The organism is Stenotrophomonas sp. TWI587 (assembly GCF_039674145.1).
GTDB classification, from domain to species: domain Bacteria; phylum Pseudomonadota; class Gammaproteobacteria; order Xanthomonadales; family Xanthomonadaceae; genus Stenotrophomonas; species Stenotrophomonas maltophilia_AY.
Genome location: NZ_JBDJMW010000009.1, coordinates 94,341 through 114,941 on the forward strand (window position 1 = coordinate 94,341; position 20,601 = coordinate 114,941).

Below are 20,601 nucleotides of genomic sequence, written 5' to 3' on the forward strand. Positions count from 1 at the left end.
TTTCTGGCCCCCTCGCGGGTGCCGTGGAAGCCCGAAGGGGGGCCCCAATGTCGCAGTCTCCATGGTGGCGCGGTGCCGTCATCTATCAGATCTACCCGCGCAGTTTCCTGGACGCCAACGGCGATGGCGTGGGCGACCTGCCCGGCATCATCGAGCGCCTGGACTATGTGGCCGCACTCGGCGTGGACGCGATCTGGGTGTCGCCATTCTTCAAATCGCCGATGGCCGACTTCGGCTATGACATCGCCGACCACCGCGACGTCGACCCGCTGTTCGGCACGCTGGCCGATTTCGACCAGCTGCTGGCCAAGGCGCATGCGCTGGGTCTGAAGGTCATGATCGACCAGGTGTTCAGCCATACCTCGATCGACCATGCCTGGTTCCAGGAGAGCCGGCAGGACCGCACCAATCCCAAGGCGGACTGGTACGTGTGGGCCGATCCGCGCGAGGACGGCACCCCGCCCAACAACTGGATGTCGATCTTCGGGGGCGTGGCCTGGCAGTGGGAGCCGCGGCGAGAGCAGTATTTCCTGCACAACTTCCTGGCCGACCAGCCCGACCTGAACTTCCACAACCCGGCAGTGCAGCAGGCCACCTTGGATTACGTGCGGTTCTGGCTCGACCGTGGTGTGGATGGTTTCCGCCTGGATTCCATCAACTTCTGTTTCCACGATGCACAGCTGCGTGACAATCCAGCCAAGCCGCTGGAAAAGCGCCTCGGTCGTGGCTTCAGCGCGGACAATCCGTACGCCTACCAGTACCACTACTACAACAACACGCAGCCGGAGAACATCGGCTTCATCGAGCAGTTGCGCGTTCTGCTGGACGCGTACCCGGGATCGGTCAGCCTGGGGGAAATTTCCGCGGAAGACTCGCTGGCAACCACGGCCGAATACACCGCGCCGGGCCGCCTGCACATGGGCTACAGCTTCGAGCTGCTGGTGAAGGATTTCAGCGCCGGTTACATCCGCGACACCGTGTCGCGGCTGGAAGCGACGATGACCGAAGGCTGGCCGTGCTGGGCGATCTCCAACCACGATGTGGAGCGCGCGGTAACGCGCTGGGGCGGTCATCCGGCACAGCCGCGCCTGGCGCGCATGCTGGTGGCGATGCTGTGCTCGCTGCGCGGGTCGATCTGCCTGTATCAGGGCGAGGAGCTGGGGCTGGGCGAGGCGGACGTGCCGTTCGAGGCGCTGCAGGACCCGTACGGCATCACGTTCTGGCCGAACTTCAAGGGCCGCGACGGCTGCCGTACGCCGATGCCATGGCTGGATGCGCCGAACGCGGGCTTCACGACGGGTGAGCCGTGGTTGCCGATTCCGGCGGAGCATCAGGCCGCGTCGGTGGCGTCGCAGGAACACGATCCGCATTCGGTGTTGAACGCGTTCCGTCAGTTCCTGGCATGGCGGCGGACGATGCCGACGCTGTTGGTGGGCGATATCCGTTTTCTTGCGTGCGCCGAGCCGGTGTTGATGTTCGAGCGGGTGCACGGGGAGGAGACGTTGCTGTTGGCGTTCAATCTGTCGGCTGAGACTGTCCGTGTTGGGCTGCCGGTGGGGGAGTGGCAGGCGGTGCAGGTGCCTGGTCCGGATGCGGGCGGGGTTGTTGGTAGTGAGCTGGTGTTGCCGGCGCAGTCGATGTATTGCGCGCGACGCGGCTGATTCGATTTCCGGTGGTATTGAGAGGGCGGGGCCGGGTGCCTCGCCCTTTTTTTGTCCTGCGTTCGTGCGTTGGGGCACGTCAACAGCTACAGCTACAGCTACAGCAACAGCTACAGCAACAGCGGTTAGGGCTGCGCTTGTGCTGGTCTGGGCGGGCAGGGGTGGGTCAGCGGGACCCGCTGCAAGTACGTCCATGTAAGCTCGTATGCCGCCATCCATGGCGGCATACGGTCCCGCCAACCCACCTCTGCCCACCCTTTGACAACGTGCCGGTGCGGAAGGAAAAAGCGATGCTGGGCGGGCACGTCATGGCACCCGCGAGGCTGATGTTGACCGGAATCCGAGAGGCTTGAGCTGTCGCGCTGGTCCGAACCGCAGATATTTCGTTCGATCCTCCTTTGCACTGCACTGCACTCCCATGGCCACCAACCAACTGTCGAAGGGCGGGGGTGTGTGGGTTGGCGGGACCGTTGTGCCGCATGGATGCGGCTCACGAGCCCCCATGGATGGGTTTACGGCGCGTCCCGCGAACCCACACACCCCCGACCAGGCTACGGACAGCCGGCACTAACGCTTTTGAGAGGGCGGGGTAGACCAACAAAAAACCCGCTGCACAAGCAGCGGGTTCTCGATGTTGTCACCAAGTCACTGACACAGGCCAAATCAGAACTTGTAGTTCACGCCCAGCATGTACGTGCGGCCCCACTCCACGTATTCCAGCGGACGATCCTTCGTACCAGCGTAAGTGCGATACGGCTCGTTGGTCAGATTGCTTCCCTGCAGCAACAGCGTCAGCCCATGCAGACTGCTGCTGTCGGCGAAGGTGTAGCTGACCTGCGCATCCGTCACGTTCTCACCGACCACATAACGCAACGTCCGGTTGCCGTTGAAATTGCCGATCTCACCGATGAAATCCGAACGGCGGCGCTGGCTCACGCGTGCCTCGAACCCACTGCGCTCGTAGTACGCCGTGAAGTTGTACACACGCTCGGACAGGCCCGGCAGGCTGATCGGATCGCTGCCCACGCTGGACGCGCTTTCCGGATCCAGGATCTTGATGTCACTGTCATTGAACGTCGCACTGGCCTGCACACCGAAACCGCGCAGGCTCTCAGTCACCATCTCCAGTGGGAACGAGGCGGTCAGCTCCAGGCCCTTCAGCTTGCCGCCCTGGCCATTCTGCGGCGCCGAGAAGCTGCCGGTCGGCAGGACCGGAACGATCATGCCCGGCGGCGGTACGTAACTGGCCAGCAGGTCGCTGAAGTCGTAATCATCGCGCGACTGCGTGTAGACGTAGGACTTCAGGTCCTTGAAGAACACTGCCGCGGCCACGTAGGCCTTCTCACCGAAGTACTTCTCGTACGACAGATCGATCGCATTGGCACGCCACGGATCCAGCAGCGGGTTGCCGCCGCTGCCGCCCGGCTTGCCGGTGGCGGTGTCCACGCCGAACTCCAGGCCGGCACGCATCTGGTCCACGCGCGGGCGTGCGACCTGCTTGGCCACGGCGAAGCGCAGCGTCTGCTGGTGCGGGAACATGAAGGCCAGGTTCAAGCTGGGCAGCCAATCGGTGTAGGTCTTGCCGTCATCGATCGGCAGGATGTTCTGGCCGTCCGGACGCGAGCGGTCGAAGTAGTTGGACTGCGAGCTCTGGTCGGTACGCACCATCTGTACGCCGATGTTGCCGCGCAGGCCCACCTCGCCCAGGTCGGTGTTGATGTTGGCGCGGATCCAGGCGGTGCTGGTCTTTTCCTGCACCGTCCAGGCCTTGGGAATCAGATAGTCCAGGTTGGTGACCGGGTTGAAGACCATGTAGCGGTCCACGGCGGCCGGGACGTTCCAGGCCGGGATGTAGCCGATACCGGCGAAGCCCAGATTGACCGGCGCGTACTGCAGGTCACCGGCGATGTTGGCATCGCCCTGGTCGCCCAGCAGGATGTTGCCCTCGGCCTGGGTCTTGTCCTTGCGGCGGTCGGCGTAGTTCACGCCCACGTCCACATCGGAGAACCACGGCAGTGACTCGGGCATCGCGAAGGTGGCCTGCAGGCGCGCACCCTTCAGGCGGTCTTCGACCATCGGCACCTTGCCGTAGCCGGAGCCGTAGATGGTGTTGGTCAGGAACAGCGCGTCGGGGTTGGAATAGTCCAGCCCCGGGCTGATCTGCGAGAACCCGTCCGGCTTGACCACCACGCCGACCGAATCCAGCTGCGGCATCGGGGTCAGCTGCAGGTTGTTTTCCAGATTCAGTTCGTTGCGCGTGGCCTTGGAGTAGTTCACGTCGGCGACAACCTTCACGCGCTCGAAGTTGAACTCGTTGTTCCAGCCGAACGCGTCGATCTTGTCCTTGCGCTTGTTGTACATGCCGCGCACCAGCGGGTACACGCCGGTCGCCACGCCGCCGGCGAAGGTGCCATCGGCGTTGATCTGCGGGTTGGTGATCAGCAGGCCCGGGGTGTAGCCGCCGTTGTAGTTGCTGAGGTTGACCTCGAACTGGTTGGCGGTATCGATCTGCTCGGCTTCGGTGTGGAACGCGTCCAGGGTGCTGGTCCACACGTTCGACGGACGGAACTGCACGGTGGCCATCACGCCGTCGCGCTCGTTGTTGCCGGTGCGGCGCAGCGCCTTGATGCCATCGGAGAACACGGTGCCCGGAGCCAGGCCGGGGCGGTTGCCCTGGTCGGTCTGCTCGGTGGTCCACGGCTCGTACAGGCCCACCTGGTTTTCCTGGATGGGCATGTCGCTGTGCGCGTAGCCGATCGAGATGCCCAGGGTGTTGTCGAGGAACTGGTCGATGTAGCTGGCGCTGAAGCGATTGCCGTACGGATCGACGTTGGCGGCCTTGCCCAGCGAGCTCTTCTGGTAGCGGCCACTGATGGCGATCACGCGCTCGGCGAAGCTCAGCGGGCGCACGGTCTGCATGTCGATGGTGCCCGACAGGCCCTGGCCAACCAGCGCCGCATCCGGGGTCTTGTACACGGTCACGCCGTTGACCAGTTCCGAGGGGTACTGATCGAACTCGACGCTGCGGTTGTCACCGGTGCTGACCACTTCGCGCCCGTTGAGCAGCGTAGTGGCGAAATCCGGCGACAGGCCGCGCACGCTGATCACCTGGGCACGGCCGGCCACGCGCTGGGCGGCCAGACCGGGCAGGCGGCCGAGCGATTCGGCGATGCTCACGTCGGGCAGTTTGCCGATGTCCTCGGCCGAGATCGCCTCGACCACCGACGTGGCGTCCTGCTTGATCGCGATCGCGTTCTCGATGCCGCGGCGGATGCCGGTGACCTGGACGGTGTCCAGATTGGTCGCCGCGGTGCCGGTCGGTGCGGTGGTGGTACTGGGTTCGGCGGTCTGCGCCGACGCCATCAACGGCGTCAGGGCGACGGCCAGCGCGAGACTCAGCGCGCTGCGCTTGCGGTTCAACATTTTCCCCTCCCAGGCAATGTTGCCAATCGATTTTGTGGTTGCCCGGAGGACCCGGGAGCGTCATGGCGCGGTGGCCGTTGACTGCGTGGCTATGGTAGGCAGCGCGCCTGCTACGGGAATCACCCTGCATACGTATTCAATGACGTTTGCAGCATTGGAAGCGATTACAGGTGCGTTATCGCAGTCGCGGGACACTTACAACGGGGTAAAGCGGATCGCCTGGCCGCCACCGGGCGCAAGCACCAGCGTCAGCGCGTCGGCGCTGGTGACCTCGCGCGTTTCGCGTACGAAGGCGAAGGGATTGCTGCGGAAATCGGCGCCGTCGCCATCGCGGTAAATCTCCGCGCGGTAGCGCACGCCCGGCGCCAGGAAGCCCAGCGAGACCGGGAGCACGCGGCCGTGTTCATCGGTGATGCTGCCCAGGTACCAGTCGCGGCTGTGGCGGTTCTTGCGCACGATCGTCACGTAGTCGCCCACCTCGCCGTTGAGCACGCGGGTGTCGTCCCAGTCCACCGCCACGTCTTCGATGAAACGGAACGCCTCACGGTGCTGTTCGTAGTGCTCGGGCAGGTCGGCCGCCATCTGGATCGGGCTGTAGAGCGTCACGTACAGCGCGAGTTGGCGGGCCAGCGTGCTGGGGATCGCCTGACCGCCGCGGCCCTTCAGGCTCAGGATGCCGGGCGTGTAGTCCATCGGCCCGGACAGCATGCGGGTGAACACCAGGTTGACCTCGTGCTCGGGCGGATTCGGTGGCTGGCCCCAAGCGTTGTACTCCATGCCACGCGCGCCTTCGCGGGTAATCCAGTTTGGATAGGTGCGGCGCAGGCCGGTGTCCCTGATCGGCTCGTGCGGATTCACCGCAATGTGCCGCTTGGCCGCTTCCTGCACCACCTTCAGGTGATGGCGGGCCATGAACTGGCCGTCGTGCCACTCACGCCACAACGGGCCACCGGCCGGGTTGCGGCGGTCGACCTGTCCGTCATCGCAGACGTAGCCGCTCTTGAAGGAATCCACGCCCAGCCGCGCATACAGCTCCAGCGCCGCGCCGAGCTGATCTTCGTAGTGTTCGATGGCGCAGCCGGTTTCATGGTGGCCGATCAGGTGCACGCCCTGCTTCGCGCCGTAGGCAGACAGGGCCTCGATGTCGAAATCGGCCGTGGGCCGGGTGAAGTCGAAAGCGTAGCCGTTACCGACCCAATCACCGTTCCAGCCCGGGTTCCAGCCTTCCACCAGCACGCCGCGGAAACCATGGCTGGCGGCGAAGTCGATCACGCGTTTGGTCTTTGCGGTGGTCGCGGCATGCCGTGGGCCGGTGGCCCAGCTCTCCTCGTCCAGATGCATCGACCACCACACGCCCAGGTACTTGGAGGGCTTCACCCAGCTGACATCGCCGAGGACGTTGGGCTCGTTGAGGTTGAGGATCAGGCTGGATTCAACCAGTCCGCCAGCGGTGTCGCTGATCTGCAGCGTGCGCCACGGCGTATCGAAGGGCAGGCTCCGCCGCACCTTCCAGCCCTCGGCCGAGGGCGACAGCTGCGCCCGCAGGCGCTGGCCCTCGGTGCGGCGCAGCCACATGCCGGCATAGTCCACCAGCGCGGCTTCGTGGATGGCGATGTGCAGACCATCGCGGCTGCGCAGCGTCATCGGCGTATGTGCCAGCGGCACCTGGTCCAGCGGCGTGCGCTGATAGAGATACTCGTAGTGGATCGGCTCACCGGCGGGAATCCACCACGCGGTGGAGGTCGGGGCGATCGCGAACTCGGTCAGCTCATCATCGATGATCGCCTCGCGCATGCCCGGCTGTTCGGGGAAGTGATAGCGGAAGCCCAGTCCGTCGTCATAGACCCGGAACACCACGTCGATGCGCCGTTTGGCGCCGCTGCGTTCGGCCAGTTGTACGACCACTTCGTTGAAGTGATTGCGGGTGAGACGACGCTCGCCCCACGGTTGCTCCCAGGTTTCATCGACGCTTTTCGACTGCTGACCGACCACGGCAAGATCACGGTCCAGCCGGCCATCGCGCAGTTGGAAGCCGAGCTTGGAGGTGTCCACCACGGTCTCGCCGAAACGGTCCACCCGGTAGCTGGGGTTCCCGCCGTCCAGTTGCAGTGACACGCGCAGCACCTTGCCGGGCGAGTCGACGCTGGCCACGGTGACCGGCTCGGCAAAGCCGGTGGCGCTGAATGCGCAGAAGATCCAGCCCAGCAGGGGCAGGCGACGACGTGCGTGATGCCCGTCCGTTGGATGCGACAGTGACGGCATTTCCCCTCCCAAGGCGGCCGAAAACACCCCCCGGACTATAGCGACGCGGTCACGCTTGCCGACCGCCGTGGCCATGAATACGTATGCAGGTCGATGCAGGCTGCAGCGCGCCGTCTACCATGGGCCAAGGCACCCTGGGAGGGGGCCGCGAGCGCATTGCCGCGAGGCGGTGCGGACCTACAACGCGAGCAAAGGGGAGGGAGGCAACGGGCGCGAGCCGGTTCGCCACTTCGATGCTGAAGATGATCTGCCTGACCGTTGCCCTCGGGGCAGCGATGGGGTCCACCGCCCGTGCGGCCGACCTGGATTTCGATGGCCGCCATGCGCGCGCCGAGACCGCCGCTGAAGGTGGCTACCGCCTGCATGCGCCGCAGGGCGAGGTGCGTGTCAGCGCGCAGCCGATGCGCAGCGAGACCGGCAATGTGCTGTTCGATGCGCTGTTCGGGCTCGCCCAGCAGGAAATGGATGCCGACCGCGTGGACGCGATCCGCGACCCGGCCTTCAATCACGGCAAGCCCGTGGCCTGCGCGTGCTTCCAGACCGGCGAGCGCTGGCCCTATGTGTGGACGCGCGATGTGAGCTTCGCCGCCGATCTGGCGCTGTCGCGTCTGGACCCGGTGCGCACGCGCCAGTCGCTGCAGTTCAAACTCTCCACCGCGCGCGACGGCCACACCCCCGGTCTGTTCGTGGCACAGGACACCGGCTCCGGCGGCAGCTGGCCGATCAGCAGTGATCGCGTGGTGTGGTTCCTGGCCGCACGTGGGCTGCTGGATGACGCGGCCTTTGCCGACCAGGTCTGGCAGACGCTGCAGGCCACCCTGGCGCAGGACCGTGAGGCGGTGTTCGATGCGCGGATCGGCCTGTATCGCGGCGAGACCTCGTTCCTGGATTGGCGCGAACAGACCTACCCGGACTGGACCCGCGAGGATGTGCGCTTCATCGGGGAGTCCTTCGCGCTGTCCACCAACGTGCTGCATTACGAGGCGCTGCGGCTGGCCGAGCAGCTGGCGCGGCAGCGTGGCGACGCGCGCGCCACCACCTATGGACAATGGGCCGATGCACTGGCCCGCCAGATCGACGCACGCTTCTGGCGCGAGGAGGCCGGCCAGTACATGAGCTACATCGGCGAGGCGGCCCACCCCGTGCCATACGCCAAGTACGACCTGCTCGCGCTCTCGCTGGGGGTGTTGGCCGATTTGTTCCCGGCCGATCGCGCGCGGCGCGCGCTGGCGAACTACCCGGCGGTGGCCGGTGGTAGCCCGGTCGTCTGGCCGCAGGAAGCGCAGCAGCCGATCTACCACAACCGCGGCATTTGGCCATTCGTCAGCGCGTACTCGCTGCGCGCGGCACGCCGCTTGGACGATGCCCCGCGCATTGCGATGGAGATCGAATCGCTGATGCGCGGCACCGCGCTGGCCGGCTCCAACATGGAAAACTACGAGATGCGCACGCTGGCGGTGCATGTCGATGAAGGCGCCCTCAGCGGGCCCGTGGTCAATTCGCCGCGTCAGCTGTGGTCGGTGGCCGGGTACCTCTCGATGGTGCTGGAAGGGGTGTTCGGCGTGGAAGACGACGGCCGCATCGCGCCAAAGCTGCCGGTGTCCCTGGTGCCGACGCTGTTCGGTGCGCATGACCGCATCCGCCTGGACGACGGCAAACAGCATTACGTGCTGGTGCGGCCGAAGGAGCTCGCTGGCGAGCTGCTGGTGGCCGGGGACATCCAGCGCGATGGCAGCACCACGACGGTGCAGCTGGTGCCGTTGCGTGGTCGCGCCGCGACGCCATCAACGGCCATCCTGCGTCCTTCGACCGTCTTCGCCCCAGCCACCCCCGCCGCACCGGTGCCGCGCGAAACGAAGGCCGGCTGGCAGATCACGGTGCCCGCCGGGCACGTGCTGTGGCGCGACGGCCAGACGCTGACGCCCACACGGGGTGTCGCCACGATTGCCAGGGACGGTGCCAGTCACTGCCTGAGCCTGACCCGGCGGGAGGGCACGCTGGAATCGCTGCACAGCCCGATGACCTGCATCGGCCCGCAGCAGGTCCTGGCTGGCGACAGGCACTGGCAGTGGACCGCACCGACCGCCGGCCGCTGGCGTGCACGCCTGCGCTACGACAACCCGAACGGCCCGATCAACACCGGTGTGACCGCGGCGGTGAAGACGCTGGTGCTGCAATGCGGGGGGCAACCGGAGCAGCGCCGCCCCATCGTGATGCCGCACAGCGTGGGCGAACAGGACTCCACGGCGGTTGAATTCGAGCTGCCGACACGCGCCTGCCGCATCACGTTGGACGAGGGCTTCAACATGAGTGCGCTGACCCACTTCGCGCAGTACAACGGCGGCAAGGGCGGCAGTGAGGGCGTGCTCAATCGGGCCCGCGTGTCCGCGCTGACCCTGATGCCGGTCGCGGCCTCGACGGAGCCGCGCCGATGAGCCGGTCGCCCAAACCGACACTGTCGTTCTGGCAGATCTGGAACATGTGTTTCGGCTTCCTCGGCATCCAGTTCGGCTTTGCCCTGCAGAACGCCAATGCCAGCCGCATCTTCGAAACGCTCGGCGCGCCGATGGACGCGGTGCCTGGGCTGTGGATCGCCGCGCCATTGACCGGTCTGCTGGTGCAGCCGGTGATCGGCTACCTGTCCGACCGCACGTGGACGCGCTGGGGACGCCGCCGTCCGTTCTTCATGATCGGTGCGGTGCTGACCACGCTCGCCCTGCTGGTGATGCCGAACTCGCCGACGCTGTGGATCGCCGCTGGCACGCTGTGGGTGCTGGATGCCTCGATCAACGTATCGATGGAGCCGTTCCGCGCGTTCGTCGGCGATCAGTTGGCCCCAAGGCAACGGCCGACCGGCTTTGCGATGCAGAGCTTCTTCATCGGCATCGGTGCGATTGTCGCCAGCTTCCTGCCTTTCATCCTGGCCCACTTCGGCGTCGCCAACACGGCGGCCGCCGGGCAGGTGCCCGATACCGTGCGCTACGCGTTCTACTTCGGCGCGGCGGTGCTGCTCGCGGCGATCACCTGGACGGTGATCAGCACCCGGGAATACTCGCCGGCCGAGCTGGCCAGCTTCGATGATGCCGAGCCGTCCGCGGTGCACCAGAGTGCGCGCGTGGCAGGACCGCCGCCGTGGGCGCAGATCGGCGGCTGGGTGGCGGTGGGCATCGTGTTGGCCGCCGCCATCGCGGCGCGGCAGGGCGACCGCATGCTGTATGTGCTGGCCGGCCTGTGCATCGCCTATGGCGTGCTGCTGGGTGTGGCGCGCTGTGTGCCGGAGGCGAACATGCTGGCCACCATCGTCGGCGACCTGCGTGCGATGCCGCGCACCATGCGTCGGCTGGCCTGGGTGCAGTTCTTCTCGTGGTTCGCGCTGTTCGCGATGTGGATCTACACCACCGCCGCCGTCGCCGGCACCCACTTCGGCTCGACCGATACCGCCTCGGCCGCCTACAACGAGGGCGCCAACTGGGTCGGTGTGCTGTTCGGTGCCTACAACGGCTTCGCCGCACTGGCGGCGTTGCTGATCCCGTTGATGGTGCGCGCGCTCGGCCTGCGCTGGAGTCACCTGGTCAACCTGTGGCTGGGCGGACTGGGGTTGATCTCGATGCTGTTCATCCGTGATCCGCACTGGCTGCTGCTGTCGATGGTCGGCGTCGGCTTCGCCTGGGCCTCGATCCTGTCGCTGCCGTATGCGCTGCTGTCCGACAGCGTGCCGGCGGCCAAGATGGGCATCTACATGGGCCTGTTCAATTTCTTCATCGTGATTCCGCAGCTGGTCGCGGCCAGTGCGCTCGGCTTCCTGCTGCGCACCTGGCTGGGCGGCGATCCGATGCACGTGCTCGCCCTCGGAGGCGGCAGCCTGCTGCTGGCCGGTCTATGCGTGCTGTACGTGCCAACCCAACAGGAGGTTGTCTGATGTCCCGGTATTCGTCGTTGTCGCTGGCCCTGTCATTCGCGCTCTCCGCCAGTCCCGTCCTGGCCATCGAGCGGCCGGACTATGTCGGCACGCGTGAGCCGTTCGCCAGTCAGGCGGTCTACTTCGTGGTCACCGACCGCTTCGTCAACGGCGATCCGTCCAACGATCACCGCGACCAGGGCGGTGCGCATCCCACCTTCGATATCCCGGTGCCCTGCCCGGACAAGGTGGATGGCAACATCGGCTACCTCGGCGGTGACTTCAAGGGCGTGCTCGACAATGCCGGGTACATCCGCAACCTGGGCTTCGGCGCAGTGTGGATCACCCCGATCATCGACAACCCGGACCAGGCCTTCACCGGCAGCAAGCCGATCAGCTGCACCAGCACGCTGACCGACCGCGGCAAGACCGGCTACCACGGCTACTGGGGCGTCAACTTCTATACGCTCGACGAGCATCTGCCGAGCAAGGACCTGGACTTCGCCGCGTTCACCCGCGGCCTGCATGCTGCGGATCTGAAGGTGGTGCTGGATATCGTCGGCAACCATGGCTCGCCCGCGTGGACGATGCCGGTGGCGCAGCCACAGTTCGGCCAGATTTTCGACAGGGACGGCCGATTGATCGCCGATCACCAGAACCTGCCCCCGCAGCAGCTGGACCCGGTGCATAACCCGCTGCATGCCTTCTACAACAACATCGGCCCCGTCGACGGCAAGCAAGGCTCGATCTTCGACGGCAACCTGGCCGAGCTGTCCGACTTCAACGAGCACAATCCGGCGGTGATGGATTACCTGGTGGGTGCGTACCTGCAATGGACCGCGCAGGGCGTGGATGCGCTGCGCATCGACACCATCGGCTGGCTGCCGCACCCGTGGTGGCATGCCTTCGTCAACCGCATCCGTGCCGAGCATCCCGGCATGTTCATGTTCGGCGAAGCGTTCGACTACGACGCCAGCAAGATCGCCGAGCACACCTGGCCGGCCAACGCGAATGTCAGCGTGCTGGACTTCCCGCTGCGCGGCGCACTGTCGTCCGTGTTCGGCAAGGAACAGAAGGGCTTTGAGACCCTGGCCGAACCGCTGCACCTGCTCGACGGGCCGTATGCGAATCCGTACGAGCTGATGAGCTTCTACGACAACCACGACATGGCGCGCTTGGACGCAACCGATGCCGGGTTCATCGACGCCCACAACTGGCTGTTCACCGCGCGCGGCATTCCGGTGATCTATTACGGTTCGGAAACCGGCTTCATGCGCAGCCGTGCCGAGCACGCCGGCAACCGCGCCTACTTCGGCCAGGCGCGCGTGAATGATGCGCCGAAGAGCCCGATCTATGCGCCGCTGCAGCGGATCGCCAAACTGCGTGAGGCCACACCGGCCCTGCAGCGCGGGCTGCAGGTCAATGAGCGCCTGCACGGCGATGAAGCGGTGTTCTTCCGCGTGCTGCAGCAGGGCGATACCGCGCAGACCGCGCTGGTCCTGCTCAACAAGGGTGATGCGGCCCGGACCCTCGAGGTCCGTCGTTACCTGCAGGCCGGCACCTGGCGCGACGCGCTGGGCGGCGCCAGCCAGACGGTCAACGGATCACTGAAGGCCGAGGTGCCTGCGCATGGTGTGCGCGTGTTCGTGCTGGATGCGCAGGTCGACCAGGTCGCGCTGCAGCAACAGTTGAAGGCGGCGATGGAGGACCAGCAGGCCCGCACGAAACGCCTGGCGAAGTAGCCGGGGAATGCCCGGTCTGCCGTTCGCGGTGGGCCGGGCACTACAATCGGGCTCGCGATCGCGCACTGCGGTCCTTCCGAGTACGCTTTCCATGTCACGCCTGTCCCTGCGCCCTGCGACGCCCGACGACGCCGAACGCCTGTTCCATCTGATGCAGTTTTACTACTTCGAGGCGTCGGCCTGGAGCGGAGAAGAAGTACGCTCCGACGGCCTGTTCGACTGTGATCGGAGCGATGTCGAGGCCTCCGTGCGCAACGCGCCGCAGTGGGCGCGGTTGTTGTTCGTCGACGAAGCACTCGCCGGCTTCGTGCTGGTGGACCGGGTGGAACGGGACGGGCACCACTATCCTGAACTGGCCGATCTTTTCGTGCTTCCCAAGTACCGGCGGCAAGGCCTGGCGGCTTACGTGGTCAACGCACTGGTGCGCCCCGGCGAGGGGCAATGGTTGCTCGCAGTGTTCCGCGGCGACGTGGCTGCGCATGCCCACTGGCTGCGGACCCTGCCTCGTCTTGGTCTGCCGCATGTCGCGCTGGCCGATGACGACCCGCGGTTCCACCTCTACCTGATCGGCGGTCCACCCAGCCTGTAGTGCCGGCCGCCGGCCGGCTCGTGACACCCCGGCGGTACACTAGCGGCCCCCACCCATACCCCTGCATTCCATGAACGACGCCGCCCCCCAGACCCCGATTGAAACGCTGCTCAAGACCGCGATGGACGGTCAGCTGCCGATCGGCCTGTTCATGAAAGCCTTCGTCGCGTCCGAGGTGGTGTTGCTCACCGGCAGCCTGGTGACGCCGGATGGCAGCGGTTTCGATCCGCTGCTGTTCGACAAGCAGGGCGTGCTGCACGTGTCGGTGTTCACTGACATGAGCCGCGTCGGCTTCCACAGCCAGCAGGCCCCGCACACGATCCGCATGCTGATGCGGGAGGTGCTCAAGCGCGTCCCCGGCGGCTACGGCGTGGTGATCAATCCGGGCACCTCGCTGGGCTTTGAGATCTCGCCGTCCGGCGTCGGCGAAATCCTCAAGGACTTCGCCGACGGCCCGCGCTGACGCTGCGTTAAAGTGGCGTCGTACGTTCCATCGGCACGCTTCTGCGCGCTCGCGGTCAGGACGCGGTTGTCGTAGAAGCTGATTTTCTCGAACAGCTCCGTCACCAGCTGCTGGCGGTCGGCCGGCGTTTCGGCGCGGATGTAGGCGAGCAGTTCGGTGGAGGTGGTGTAGGGCGGTTGCTGGAAGCCCTTGGGTGCTTCTGGACACGTGTGCGCCAGTGACCGGCCAGCCATGACACGCCCATGCAGCCTGCCACCAGCAGCAGCCAGCCGGATGCGGTCGGCCCGGCGCTCTGCTTGATCGCGCCCCACCACGCCGGGCCGAACATCGCCCCGATGGCCAGTACGGCGAGTGCCAACAAGGCAAGCAGGACGCGCGACACCCAACGCTCGATACCGGCGTCATGCCGGGCAATGCGCAGCGTGACCTCACGGGCGAAGCGCATCGGCGGCCCACTCTGCGGGGCCGAAGCGATCGCCTGGGCGATGCGCAGGTAGTCGGCCGCGTCCGGCGCAGCGCGCTGGCCGCTGAGAGCGGCGCGCAGCGCAGCCTCCTGGGCCTGCCATTCCTCCGGATCGATGCGGGGATCCTCTGCGCTGCTCATGCGGGGACTCCAATGCGGGATTCAAGCAACTCGCGCAACCGCTTGCGGCTGCGGAACAGATGGCTCTTGATGGTGCCTTCGGCCAGCTCGGTCAGGGTGGCGATCTCGGCGATGGAGATCTCCTCCAGGTGATAAAGCGTGAGCAGGGTGCGCTGCAGCGGCGGCAGGGCGTCGATCGCCGCATGCAGGTGCGCGTTGATGTCCTGCTCGCTGGTACGTGCTTCCAGATCGATGCCATCGCCGATCTGTTCGATCAATGCGGTGCCGTCCTCACCCATGGTGTTCTCCACCAGCGGAATGCGGCACCGTTCCAGGTGGCGCTTGGCGATGGAATAGGCGACCTGTGCCACCCAGGATTTCAACGCGCTTTCGCCGCGGTACTGATGCAGCGTCTGATGGATGCGCAGGAAGGCTTCCTGGCACAGCTCGCGAGTGTCGTCGGGGTGGCGGACCATGCGGTCGACCACACGCCAGCACAGACCCTGGTACTCGCGCACCAGCTGCTCGAACGCACCGGGCTGCTGCGACAGAATGGCAGCGACCAAGGCACGGTCGGCGTCCAGACAGTCAGCAGGGGAGGGCGGCGACGTATGCATCACCATAGGGATACGTCGAGTGCGCCCTTGGTTGCAACCAGGCGCCGTGCAACCGATCCCGCCCTGGCCGTATCTCAGTGGACAAGCCCCTCAACGGAACGAACGCACCATGGATTACAACCTGATTCTGCCTGTCGTCCTGATTCTCGGCATCGTGTATGCCATCAAGAGCGTGGTCGATGGCCACACGCGCCGTCGGATCGTTGAAGCCCGTGGCTCGGAAGAGCTGGTGCGCTCGCTGCTGGCCGGCGATACCACCAAGCGGCGGCTGGCCTCGCTGCATTGGGGCTGCGTGTTGCTGACCCTGGCGCTGGCATTCGGCCTGGTCGATCTGCTCGGTATCGACCGGGTCACGCCTGGCGCGATCGCCCTGCTGCTCGGTGCGACCGGGCTGGGCAACGTGGTGTACTTCGTGCTGGATCGTCGCCTGAAGTAAGGCCGCGCGCGCGTCGCTCAGCCGCGCAGCGAGGAGTCCCGCAGCACCTGTTTCACCGCGATGCTCTGGCCTTCCACCGGCTGACCCTCGATCAGTGCCAGCAGCTTTTCCACCAGCAGGTGCCCGGCCTGCTTGGTGTCCTGCTGCACGGTGGACAGCGGCGGAGAGACAGAGGCGGCCAGCGGGATGTCATCGAAGCCAGTGACCGCCACGTCCTCGGGCACGCGCAGGCCATGCTCGCGCAGGGCGCGCATCGCACCGATCGCGATCAGGTCGCTGGCCGCGCACAGCCCGTCAATGCGCTCGCCGCGCGCCAGCAGCGCCTGGCAGGCATCGAAACCGGACTGCTCGGTGGTGATCGCATCGTGCTGCAGGGACGGCTCGGCGGTGAGGCCACGCGCCTGCATCGCCTCGACGTGGCCGCGGTAGCGCTGTTCGAACTCGGGATAGTGGCTGGAGGCATGGCCGACGAAGGCGATCCGGCGGCAGCCCTGGTCGAGCAGGTGCGCAGTGATGTCGAAGCCGCCCTGGAAATTGTCGCTGCCGATCGAGACGCCGGGCTGGTCGGGCAGGGAAGCGCCCCAGCGCACGAAGTGGGTGCCTTGTTCGACCAGCCGCTGCAGCCGCTCGCGCGACTCGTGGTAGTCGCCATAGCCCAGCAGGATGATGCCGTCGGCCTTGTTGCTGTCCTCGTAATCGGCCTGCCAGTCGGTGGAGAGCTGCTGGAAGGAGACCAGCAGGTCGTAACCGCGCAGCGCGCAGGCGCGGGTGATCGAGCCGAGCATGGCGTGGAAGAACGGGTTGATCAGCGAGTCGTCATTGGTGGGGTCTTCGAAGAACAGCAGGGCCAGCGTGCCGGCATTGCGCAGGCGCAGGCTGGAGGCGTTCTTGTCGACCTTGTAGTTCAGCTCCCGGGCAATGGCCAGGATCCGCTCCCGGGTCTCGGCGTTGACCATCGGGCTGCCGCGCAGCGCCCGCGACACCGTGGGCTGGGAGACGCCGGCCAGGTGGGCGATATCGAGGGAGGTGGCTTTGCCGCGGATGGTCATTTCAACAGGGGGTGAGGCAGTGAAGGGACATCATGCCATGCGCCGCCGGGGCGGGGCCGGGTCGGGCGCTGGGCGGGCGGCCAGTGGCCTGCAGCCCTTGGACGGAACCGCCGTCACCGTTGCGGCATATGGCTCGAGCAGGTTTCCGGTCGTTTCCGGCCGGAATTCCGACAGGGTCGGGGACGGCGGCGATGATAAGATGGTGCAATCTGGATCCCCCCAATTTTCCCAAGGGCGGCCCGGCAGATCTGCACCCCGCTCGGGGCTGTGATATGACTGGGGCCTGCCCTCGGACAACGGAAGAGCAACCCTATGGCGCGCGGCATCAATAAAGTCATCCTGGTCGGCAACCTCGGCAACGACCCGGACGTGAAGTACACCCAGGGCGGTATGGCGATCACCCGCATCAGCCTGGCCACCACCAGCGTCCGCAAGGACAAGGATGGCAACCAGCAGGAGCGTACTGAATGGCACCGCGTGGTGTTCTTCGGCAAGCTCGGCGAAATCGCCGGTGAATACCTGCGCAAGGGCAGCTCGGTCTACGTCGAAGGCAGCCTGCGTTACGACAAGTACACCGGTCAGGATGGCGTGGAGAAGTACTCCACCGACATCATCGCCGATGAGATGCAGATGCTCGGCGGCCGTGAAGGCGGCGGTGGCGGTGGCGGTGGCGGCGGCGAACGTCCGCAGCGCCAGCAGGCCCCGCGCCAGGAGTACGGCGGTGGTGGTGGTGGTGGCGGTGGTGGTCAGCGCGGCGGCGGCGGTGGCTACGGTCAGCAGCGCCCGCAGCAGCAGGCGCCGCAGCAGTCGGCGCCGCCGATGGACGACTTCGCCGATGACGACATCCCGTTCTAATTTTTAGCACTTCCTTCATACAAAAAAAGCCCCAGTAAGTCATTGTACTTACTGGGGTTTTCTTGTTTACGCATGGATTTCTGCATCCTGCTAGTCTGAGGCCAATCTTCTACTAGTAGAGGATGTAAACGATGAGGCCGGCATTTCGCGTTCGGATCGTCTTGTTCGCCTCTGGCGACGCTTTCCGGTACTGCTGGATGAGCATGGGTGCCCGCTCTTTCGCCCCACCGTGTTTGCGCTTACTCAGGTTCGGGGTAGGAATCTTTCAACTAACACGATCAGCAACGTGCTGCGTGCGATTGAAGTGGGGGGCTCGCTGGCCAGCAGAATCGCCACGGCGTCGTCGGGCTCGGCGGCCATCCAGTCGTCGACCTGGCCAGGCTGCAGCCACGCCGGCATCCGGTCGTGGATATCGGCTGACACGCCGCTGCTGTCGCCGGTGATGATGGTGAAGGTGCCGAGGCCGCCTTTGCGCATTCACTTGACCGAACAAGCCGCGCCACCTAGATTTCCTGATGAAACCAACTATCTCGCCGTAACCCCAAAGACGGCCTACATGCCGAGTCGGCCCCTATGATCATGCAGCCATGACTAAGACGACGCACCTCGTTGGCGTTGATCACGCCGGCTTTACGGTTTCCTCCTTGGACGAATCCATCCACTTTTGGACCCAGGCACTGGGTTTCGAGCTGCAACGCCAATCGGAGATGGGTGGCGATTTCCTGTATCAGGTTACAGGCGTTGATGATCCGAACGTGCGCACGGCAATCGTCTTGGCGCCGAATGGGTTCATGGTTGAGCTGCTGCAGTACTCTGGAGGTCGCCAGCATGGAGCCGCGCCGGAGAGTGCCGGCGCGATCGGAGCTGCACACCTGGCTTTGACCGTGGAGGATATTCACTCCGCCATCGCCCGTGTAGAGGCTGCGGGATGGAAGGCGAAGGGCAGTCCACAACCAATTCCAGGCGGTCCACGCAAGGGGACACTAGCGGCCTACGTCTCCGGCCCCGATCACATCACAATCGAGTTCATGCAGCCGCCAAGCAGGTGATGGGCGTGCAGAGGAAAGTGAACTGGCATCACTGCTAGGGATGGTCTGAACAAATCTGCGCGAAATCCGATGGTAGTGCCGGCCGCTGGCCGGCAAGCTTGAGGTCCATCAGACCACGTTGAAGGACCCTCCATGCAGCTGACATTCGGTGGTGCCGAAGGCCTGATCCGGAAATGCACCAGACCAGGAAGGGCAATCAGTGGTACTTCGGCATGAAGGCGCACATCGGTGTGGATCAGTTTTCGGGCCTTGTGCACCATGTGACATGCATCGCTGCCAATGTAGGCGATGTCACAGTCACGCACGAACTTCTGCACGGTAACGAGGATTGCGTGCTGGGCGACAGTGGCTATACCGGGGCGGACTCGCGGCCAGAGCTACAGGACGCCAAGGCGGCGTTCTTAACCGCCAGGAAGCGGGGCAAAGTGAAGGCGATCAAGAACGCGCGCGACCGTCGGCAGCACGAGCGCTGGGAGCGTTGCAAAGCCAGCATGCGCGCGAAGGTGGACACTCCTTCCGGGTGATCAAGCGCCAGTTTGGTTACACCAAGGTGCGCTATCGCGGGCTGGCAAAGAACAGCTCGGAGGTGCTGACCCTGTTTGCGCTGTCCAATCTGTGGATGACCCGCTGGCAGTTCGTGCCGGCCCAAGGATAAATCCGTCTGGAGGCGCCCAACGGGGCCTCAAAACCCTATTTCCAGCGAAATAAACCGCAGCAGGTGGGCGCGGGACGCGTTCGGCTCATGAATCCAACATCGCGGGTGATCTGCTCAGAGCATCCTTAGAGGAAATGTCGCCACCATCGCCAATCCTATGATCGAGGCTGGCTTTGTTCACGCGAGAGCTTTGCTCGAGTTCCTCTGGCTGTGCACAGCTGACGGGAACTTGGCGCAGGTCAAGCGCCGCCGGCGAGACGACATTGGCATTGAGACCTTCTCAAATGCACAGGGGCCACTTTGTTTGGTTCATCCTGACGAGGCCGTTGCAGCGTATCTAGGTCCTTGAGCCGCTTGGCGTCGGGCACGCTCATGCCGCCGAACTTGCTGCGCTACAGGTAGTACGAGGCCTCGCTAAAGCCATGCTGGCGGCAGAGGTCCTTGATGGGCATGCCGGCCTCAGCTTCGCGTAGGAAGCCGATGATCTGCTCTTCGGAAAAGCGCTTCTTCACGTCCAATCTCCTTGTCATTGAGAATTGGACTCCAAACCGCTTCGCTACTCAATCTCGGGGGGACGTCGATCCCGCCTGCCGAAGCTGAGGCAAACTACTATCGGCAACTAGCCAGTCAAGCCGCCGCGGTGGCGGCCTGACGTAACCCTACTTGCCTCCACCGAACCCGGGGGGATTCAGTTTGCGAGACCGGAACGCCGCCACTTTCATCCGGTTCCCGCAGAGCGCCATGCTGCACCAACGGCGCTTTCGCGACTTGGTCGTGTCATGGAACAGCAGTGTGCAGTCATGCGCTTCACACTCGCGTACGTGCTGCAGGTCGCCACCGGCGAGGAGCCGGCTCAGCGCCACTGCGATGGGCTCCAGCAGGCTTTCTGCGCTGTCATCGCGGCGGCGTTCGACCACGCAAGGGCCTGCACCGTCAGTGGACGACTGCAGTTGAACGATCGGTCGGCCAGCCTCCAGCACCTTGTTCACTATCGGTGCCTGGAACGGGCGCCCTGCCCGTGCAGCCGTCAGCAGTTCGCGTGCTTCGTCGCGCAAGGCGGCGGCCAGCTCCGCCACGCCGTTCGGGATGGGGACCGCGCCTGCGTCCAGGACGCCCGCCGCGGCCAGCCAGTCGATTGCCGCCTGGTCGCCCTGAAGCACGTCCACCGGGGCCGTACTGGGGCCGTAGGCCGAGTTGATGAAGTCGAGCGCCAGATCATTGGCCACGAACAATGCGGGGGATGGAGCTGAGTCGATCATGCGTAACCCCTGTAAATGTTGTTGACAGGTTACCACCGCCGCACGTAACCTTCAAATCAA

The 20,601-nt window shown here is 65.3% G+C and carries 16 protein-coding genes and 3 pseudogenes; 10 read left to right on the forward strand and 9 right to left on the reverse strand.

All coding sequences use genetic code 11. From position 1 onward, the window contains the following. Nucleotides 1–47 precede the first annotated feature (47 nt). On the forward strand, nucleotides 48–1,661 hold the full coding sequence (locus ABE464_RS15140; protein ID WP_346472636.1) for an alpha-glucosidase: 1,614 nt from the start codon (nucleotides 48–50) through the stop codon (nucleotides 1,659–1,661). A 663-nt stretch (nucleotides 1,662–2,324) separates the two neighbouring features. On the opposite strand, the gene ABE464_RS15145 is transcribed toward ABE464_RS15140, so the two are convergent. Next, entirely contained in the window at nucleotides 2,325–5,084 is a 2,760-nt protein-coding gene (locus ABE464_RS15145; protein WP_346472637.1) for a TonB-dependent receptor, read from the reverse strand. Between the two features lie 195 nt (nucleotides 5,085–5,279). Continuing rightward, entirely contained in the window at nucleotides 5,280–7,346 is a 2,067-nt protein-coding gene (locus ABE464_RS15150) for a glycoside hydrolase family 97 protein (RefSeq protein ID WP_346472638.1), read from the reverse strand. A 233-nt stretch (nucleotides 7,347–7,579) separates the two neighbouring features. On the opposite strand from ABE464_RS15150, the gene ABE464_RS15155 reads away from it, so the two are divergent. The 5 genes from ABE464_RS15155 (at nucleotide 7,580) to ABE464_RS15175 (ending at nucleotide 14,038) form a co-directional block, all read left to right on the forward strand. Next, a complete protein-coding gene (locus ABE464_RS15155; RefSeq protein WP_346472639.1) occupies nucleotides 7,580–9,781 on the forward strand; it encodes a Six-hairpin glycosidase-like protein in 2,202 nt (733 codons plus the stop codon). After that, nucleotides 9,778–11,265 (forward strand): MFS transporter, encoded by a 1,488-nt coding sequence (locus tag ABE464_RS15160; RefSeq protein WP_346472640.1) that lies wholly within the window; start codon nucleotides 9,778–9,780, stop codon nucleotides 11,263–11,265. Before ABE464_RS15155 ends, ABE464_RS15160 begins: the two co-directional genes overlap by 4 nt. After that, nucleotides 11,265–12,986 carry an alpha-amylase family glycosyl hydrolase gene (locus ABE464_RS15165; RefSeq protein WP_346472641.1) on the forward strand — a complete coding sequence of 574 codons (1,722 nt, stop codon included), beginning with the start codon at nucleotides 11,265–11,267 and terminating at the stop codon, nucleotides 12,984–12,986. Before ABE464_RS15160 ends, ABE464_RS15165 begins: the two co-directional genes overlap by 1 nt. Before the next feature lie 91 nt (nucleotides 12,987–13,077). After that, nucleotides 13,078–13,575, forward strand: a complete 498-nt coding sequence (locus ABE464_RS15170; protein ID WP_346472642.1) for a GNAT family N-acetyltransferase — start codon at nucleotides 13,078–13,080, stop codon at nucleotides 13,573–13,575. Nucleotides 13,576–13,645: 70 nt separating this feature from the next. Further along, entirely contained in the window at nucleotides 13,646–14,038 is a 393-nt protein-coding gene (locus tag ABE464_RS15175; protein WP_346472643.1) for an SseB family protein, read from the forward strand. 8 nt (nucleotides 14,039–14,046) lie between these two features. Here the strand turns inward: ABE464_RS15175 and ABE464_RS15180 are convergent. The 3 genes and pseudogenes from ABE464_RS15180 to ABE464_RS15190 all read right to left on the reverse strand — a co-directional run. After that, nucleotides 14,047–14,229 (reverse strand): annotated as a pseudogene (locus ABE464_RS15180) (hypothetical protein); the annotation flags it as partial. Then, nucleotides 14,139–14,642, reverse strand: a complete 504-nt coding sequence (locus ABE464_RS15185; RefSeq protein ID WP_346472696.1) for a hypothetical protein — start codon at nucleotides 14,640–14,642, stop codon at nucleotides 14,139–14,141. The gene ABE464_RS15185 and the pseudogene ABE464_RS15180, both read right to left, overlap by 91 nt. Next, nucleotides 14,639–15,187: a sigma-70 family RNA polymerase sigma factor gene (locus ABE464_RS15190; RefSeq protein WP_346472644.1), complete on the reverse strand. Its 549-nt coding sequence runs from the start codon at nucleotides 15,185–15,187 to the stop codon at nucleotides 14,639–14,641. The genes ABE464_RS15185 and ABE464_RS15190 overlap by 4 nt, the downstream gene beginning before the upstream one ends. A 160-nt stretch (nucleotides 15,188–15,347) precedes the next feature. On the opposite strand from ABE464_RS15190, the gene ABE464_RS15195 reads away from it, so the two are divergent. Beyond that, nucleotides 15,348–15,674 (forward strand): hypothetical protein, encoded by a 327-nt coding sequence (locus tag ABE464_RS15195; RefSeq protein WP_121043262.1) that lies wholly within the window; start codon nucleotides 15,348–15,350, stop codon nucleotides 15,672–15,674. Nucleotides 15,675–15,691: 17 nt separating this feature from the next. Here ABE464_RS15195 and ABE464_RS15200 read toward each other — a convergent pair whose 3' ends face one another. After that, on the reverse strand, nucleotides 15,692–16,723 hold the full coding sequence (locus ABE464_RS15200; protein WP_346472645.1) for a LacI family DNA-binding transcriptional regulator: 1,032 nt from the start codon (nucleotides 16,721–16,723) through the stop codon (nucleotides 15,692–15,694). 312 nt (nucleotides 16,724–17,035) lie between these two features. On the opposite strand from ABE464_RS15200, the gene ABE464_RS15205 reads away from it, so the two are divergent. Then, complete coding sequence (locus ABE464_RS15205; protein ID WP_265309440.1) at nucleotides 17,036–17,578, forward strand: single-stranded DNA-binding protein; 543 nt, start codon at nucleotides 17,036–17,038, stop codon at nucleotides 17,576–17,578. Between the two features lie 243 nt (nucleotides 17,579–17,821). Here the strand turns inward: ABE464_RS15205 and ABE464_RS15210 are convergent, their stop codons facing one another. Continuing rightward, nucleotides 17,822–18,055 carry an SOS response-associated peptidase family protein gene (locus tag ABE464_RS15210; protein ID WP_241655230.1) on the reverse strand — a complete coding sequence of 78 codons (234 nt, stop codon included), beginning with the start codon at nucleotides 18,053–18,055 and terminating at the stop codon, nucleotides 17,822–17,824. A 110-nt stretch (nucleotides 18,056–18,165) separates the two neighbouring features. Here ABE464_RS15210 and ABE464_RS15215 point away from each other — a divergent pair, with 110 nt between their 5' ends. Together ABE464_RS15215 and ABE464_RS15220 are read left to right on the forward strand one after the other, a co-directional pair. Continuing rightward, nucleotides 18,166–18,627: a VOC family protein gene (locus ABE464_RS15215; RefSeq protein WP_134832125.1), complete on the forward strand. Its 462-nt coding sequence runs from the start codon at nucleotides 18,166–18,168 to the stop codon at nucleotides 18,625–18,627. 164 nt (nucleotides 18,628–18,791) lie between these two features. Then, nucleotides 18,792–19,282 (forward strand): annotated as a pseudogene (locus ABE464_RS15220) (IS5 family transposase); the annotation flags it as partial. 395 nt (nucleotides 19,283–19,677) lie between these two features. On the opposite strand, the pseudogene ABE464_RS15225 reads toward ABE464_RS15220, so the two are convergent. Further along, nucleotides 19,678–19,812, reverse strand: a pseudogene (locus tag ABE464_RS15225) (transposase); the annotation flags it as partial. A 129-nt stretch (nucleotides 19,813–19,941) separates the two neighbouring features. Then, nucleotides 19,942–20,541, reverse strand: a complete 600-nt coding sequence (locus ABE464_RS15230) for a CGNR zinc finger domain-containing protein (protein WP_134832126.1) — start codon at nucleotides 20,539–20,541, stop codon at nucleotides 19,942–19,944. Nucleotides 20,542–20,601 lie beyond the last annotated feature (60 nt).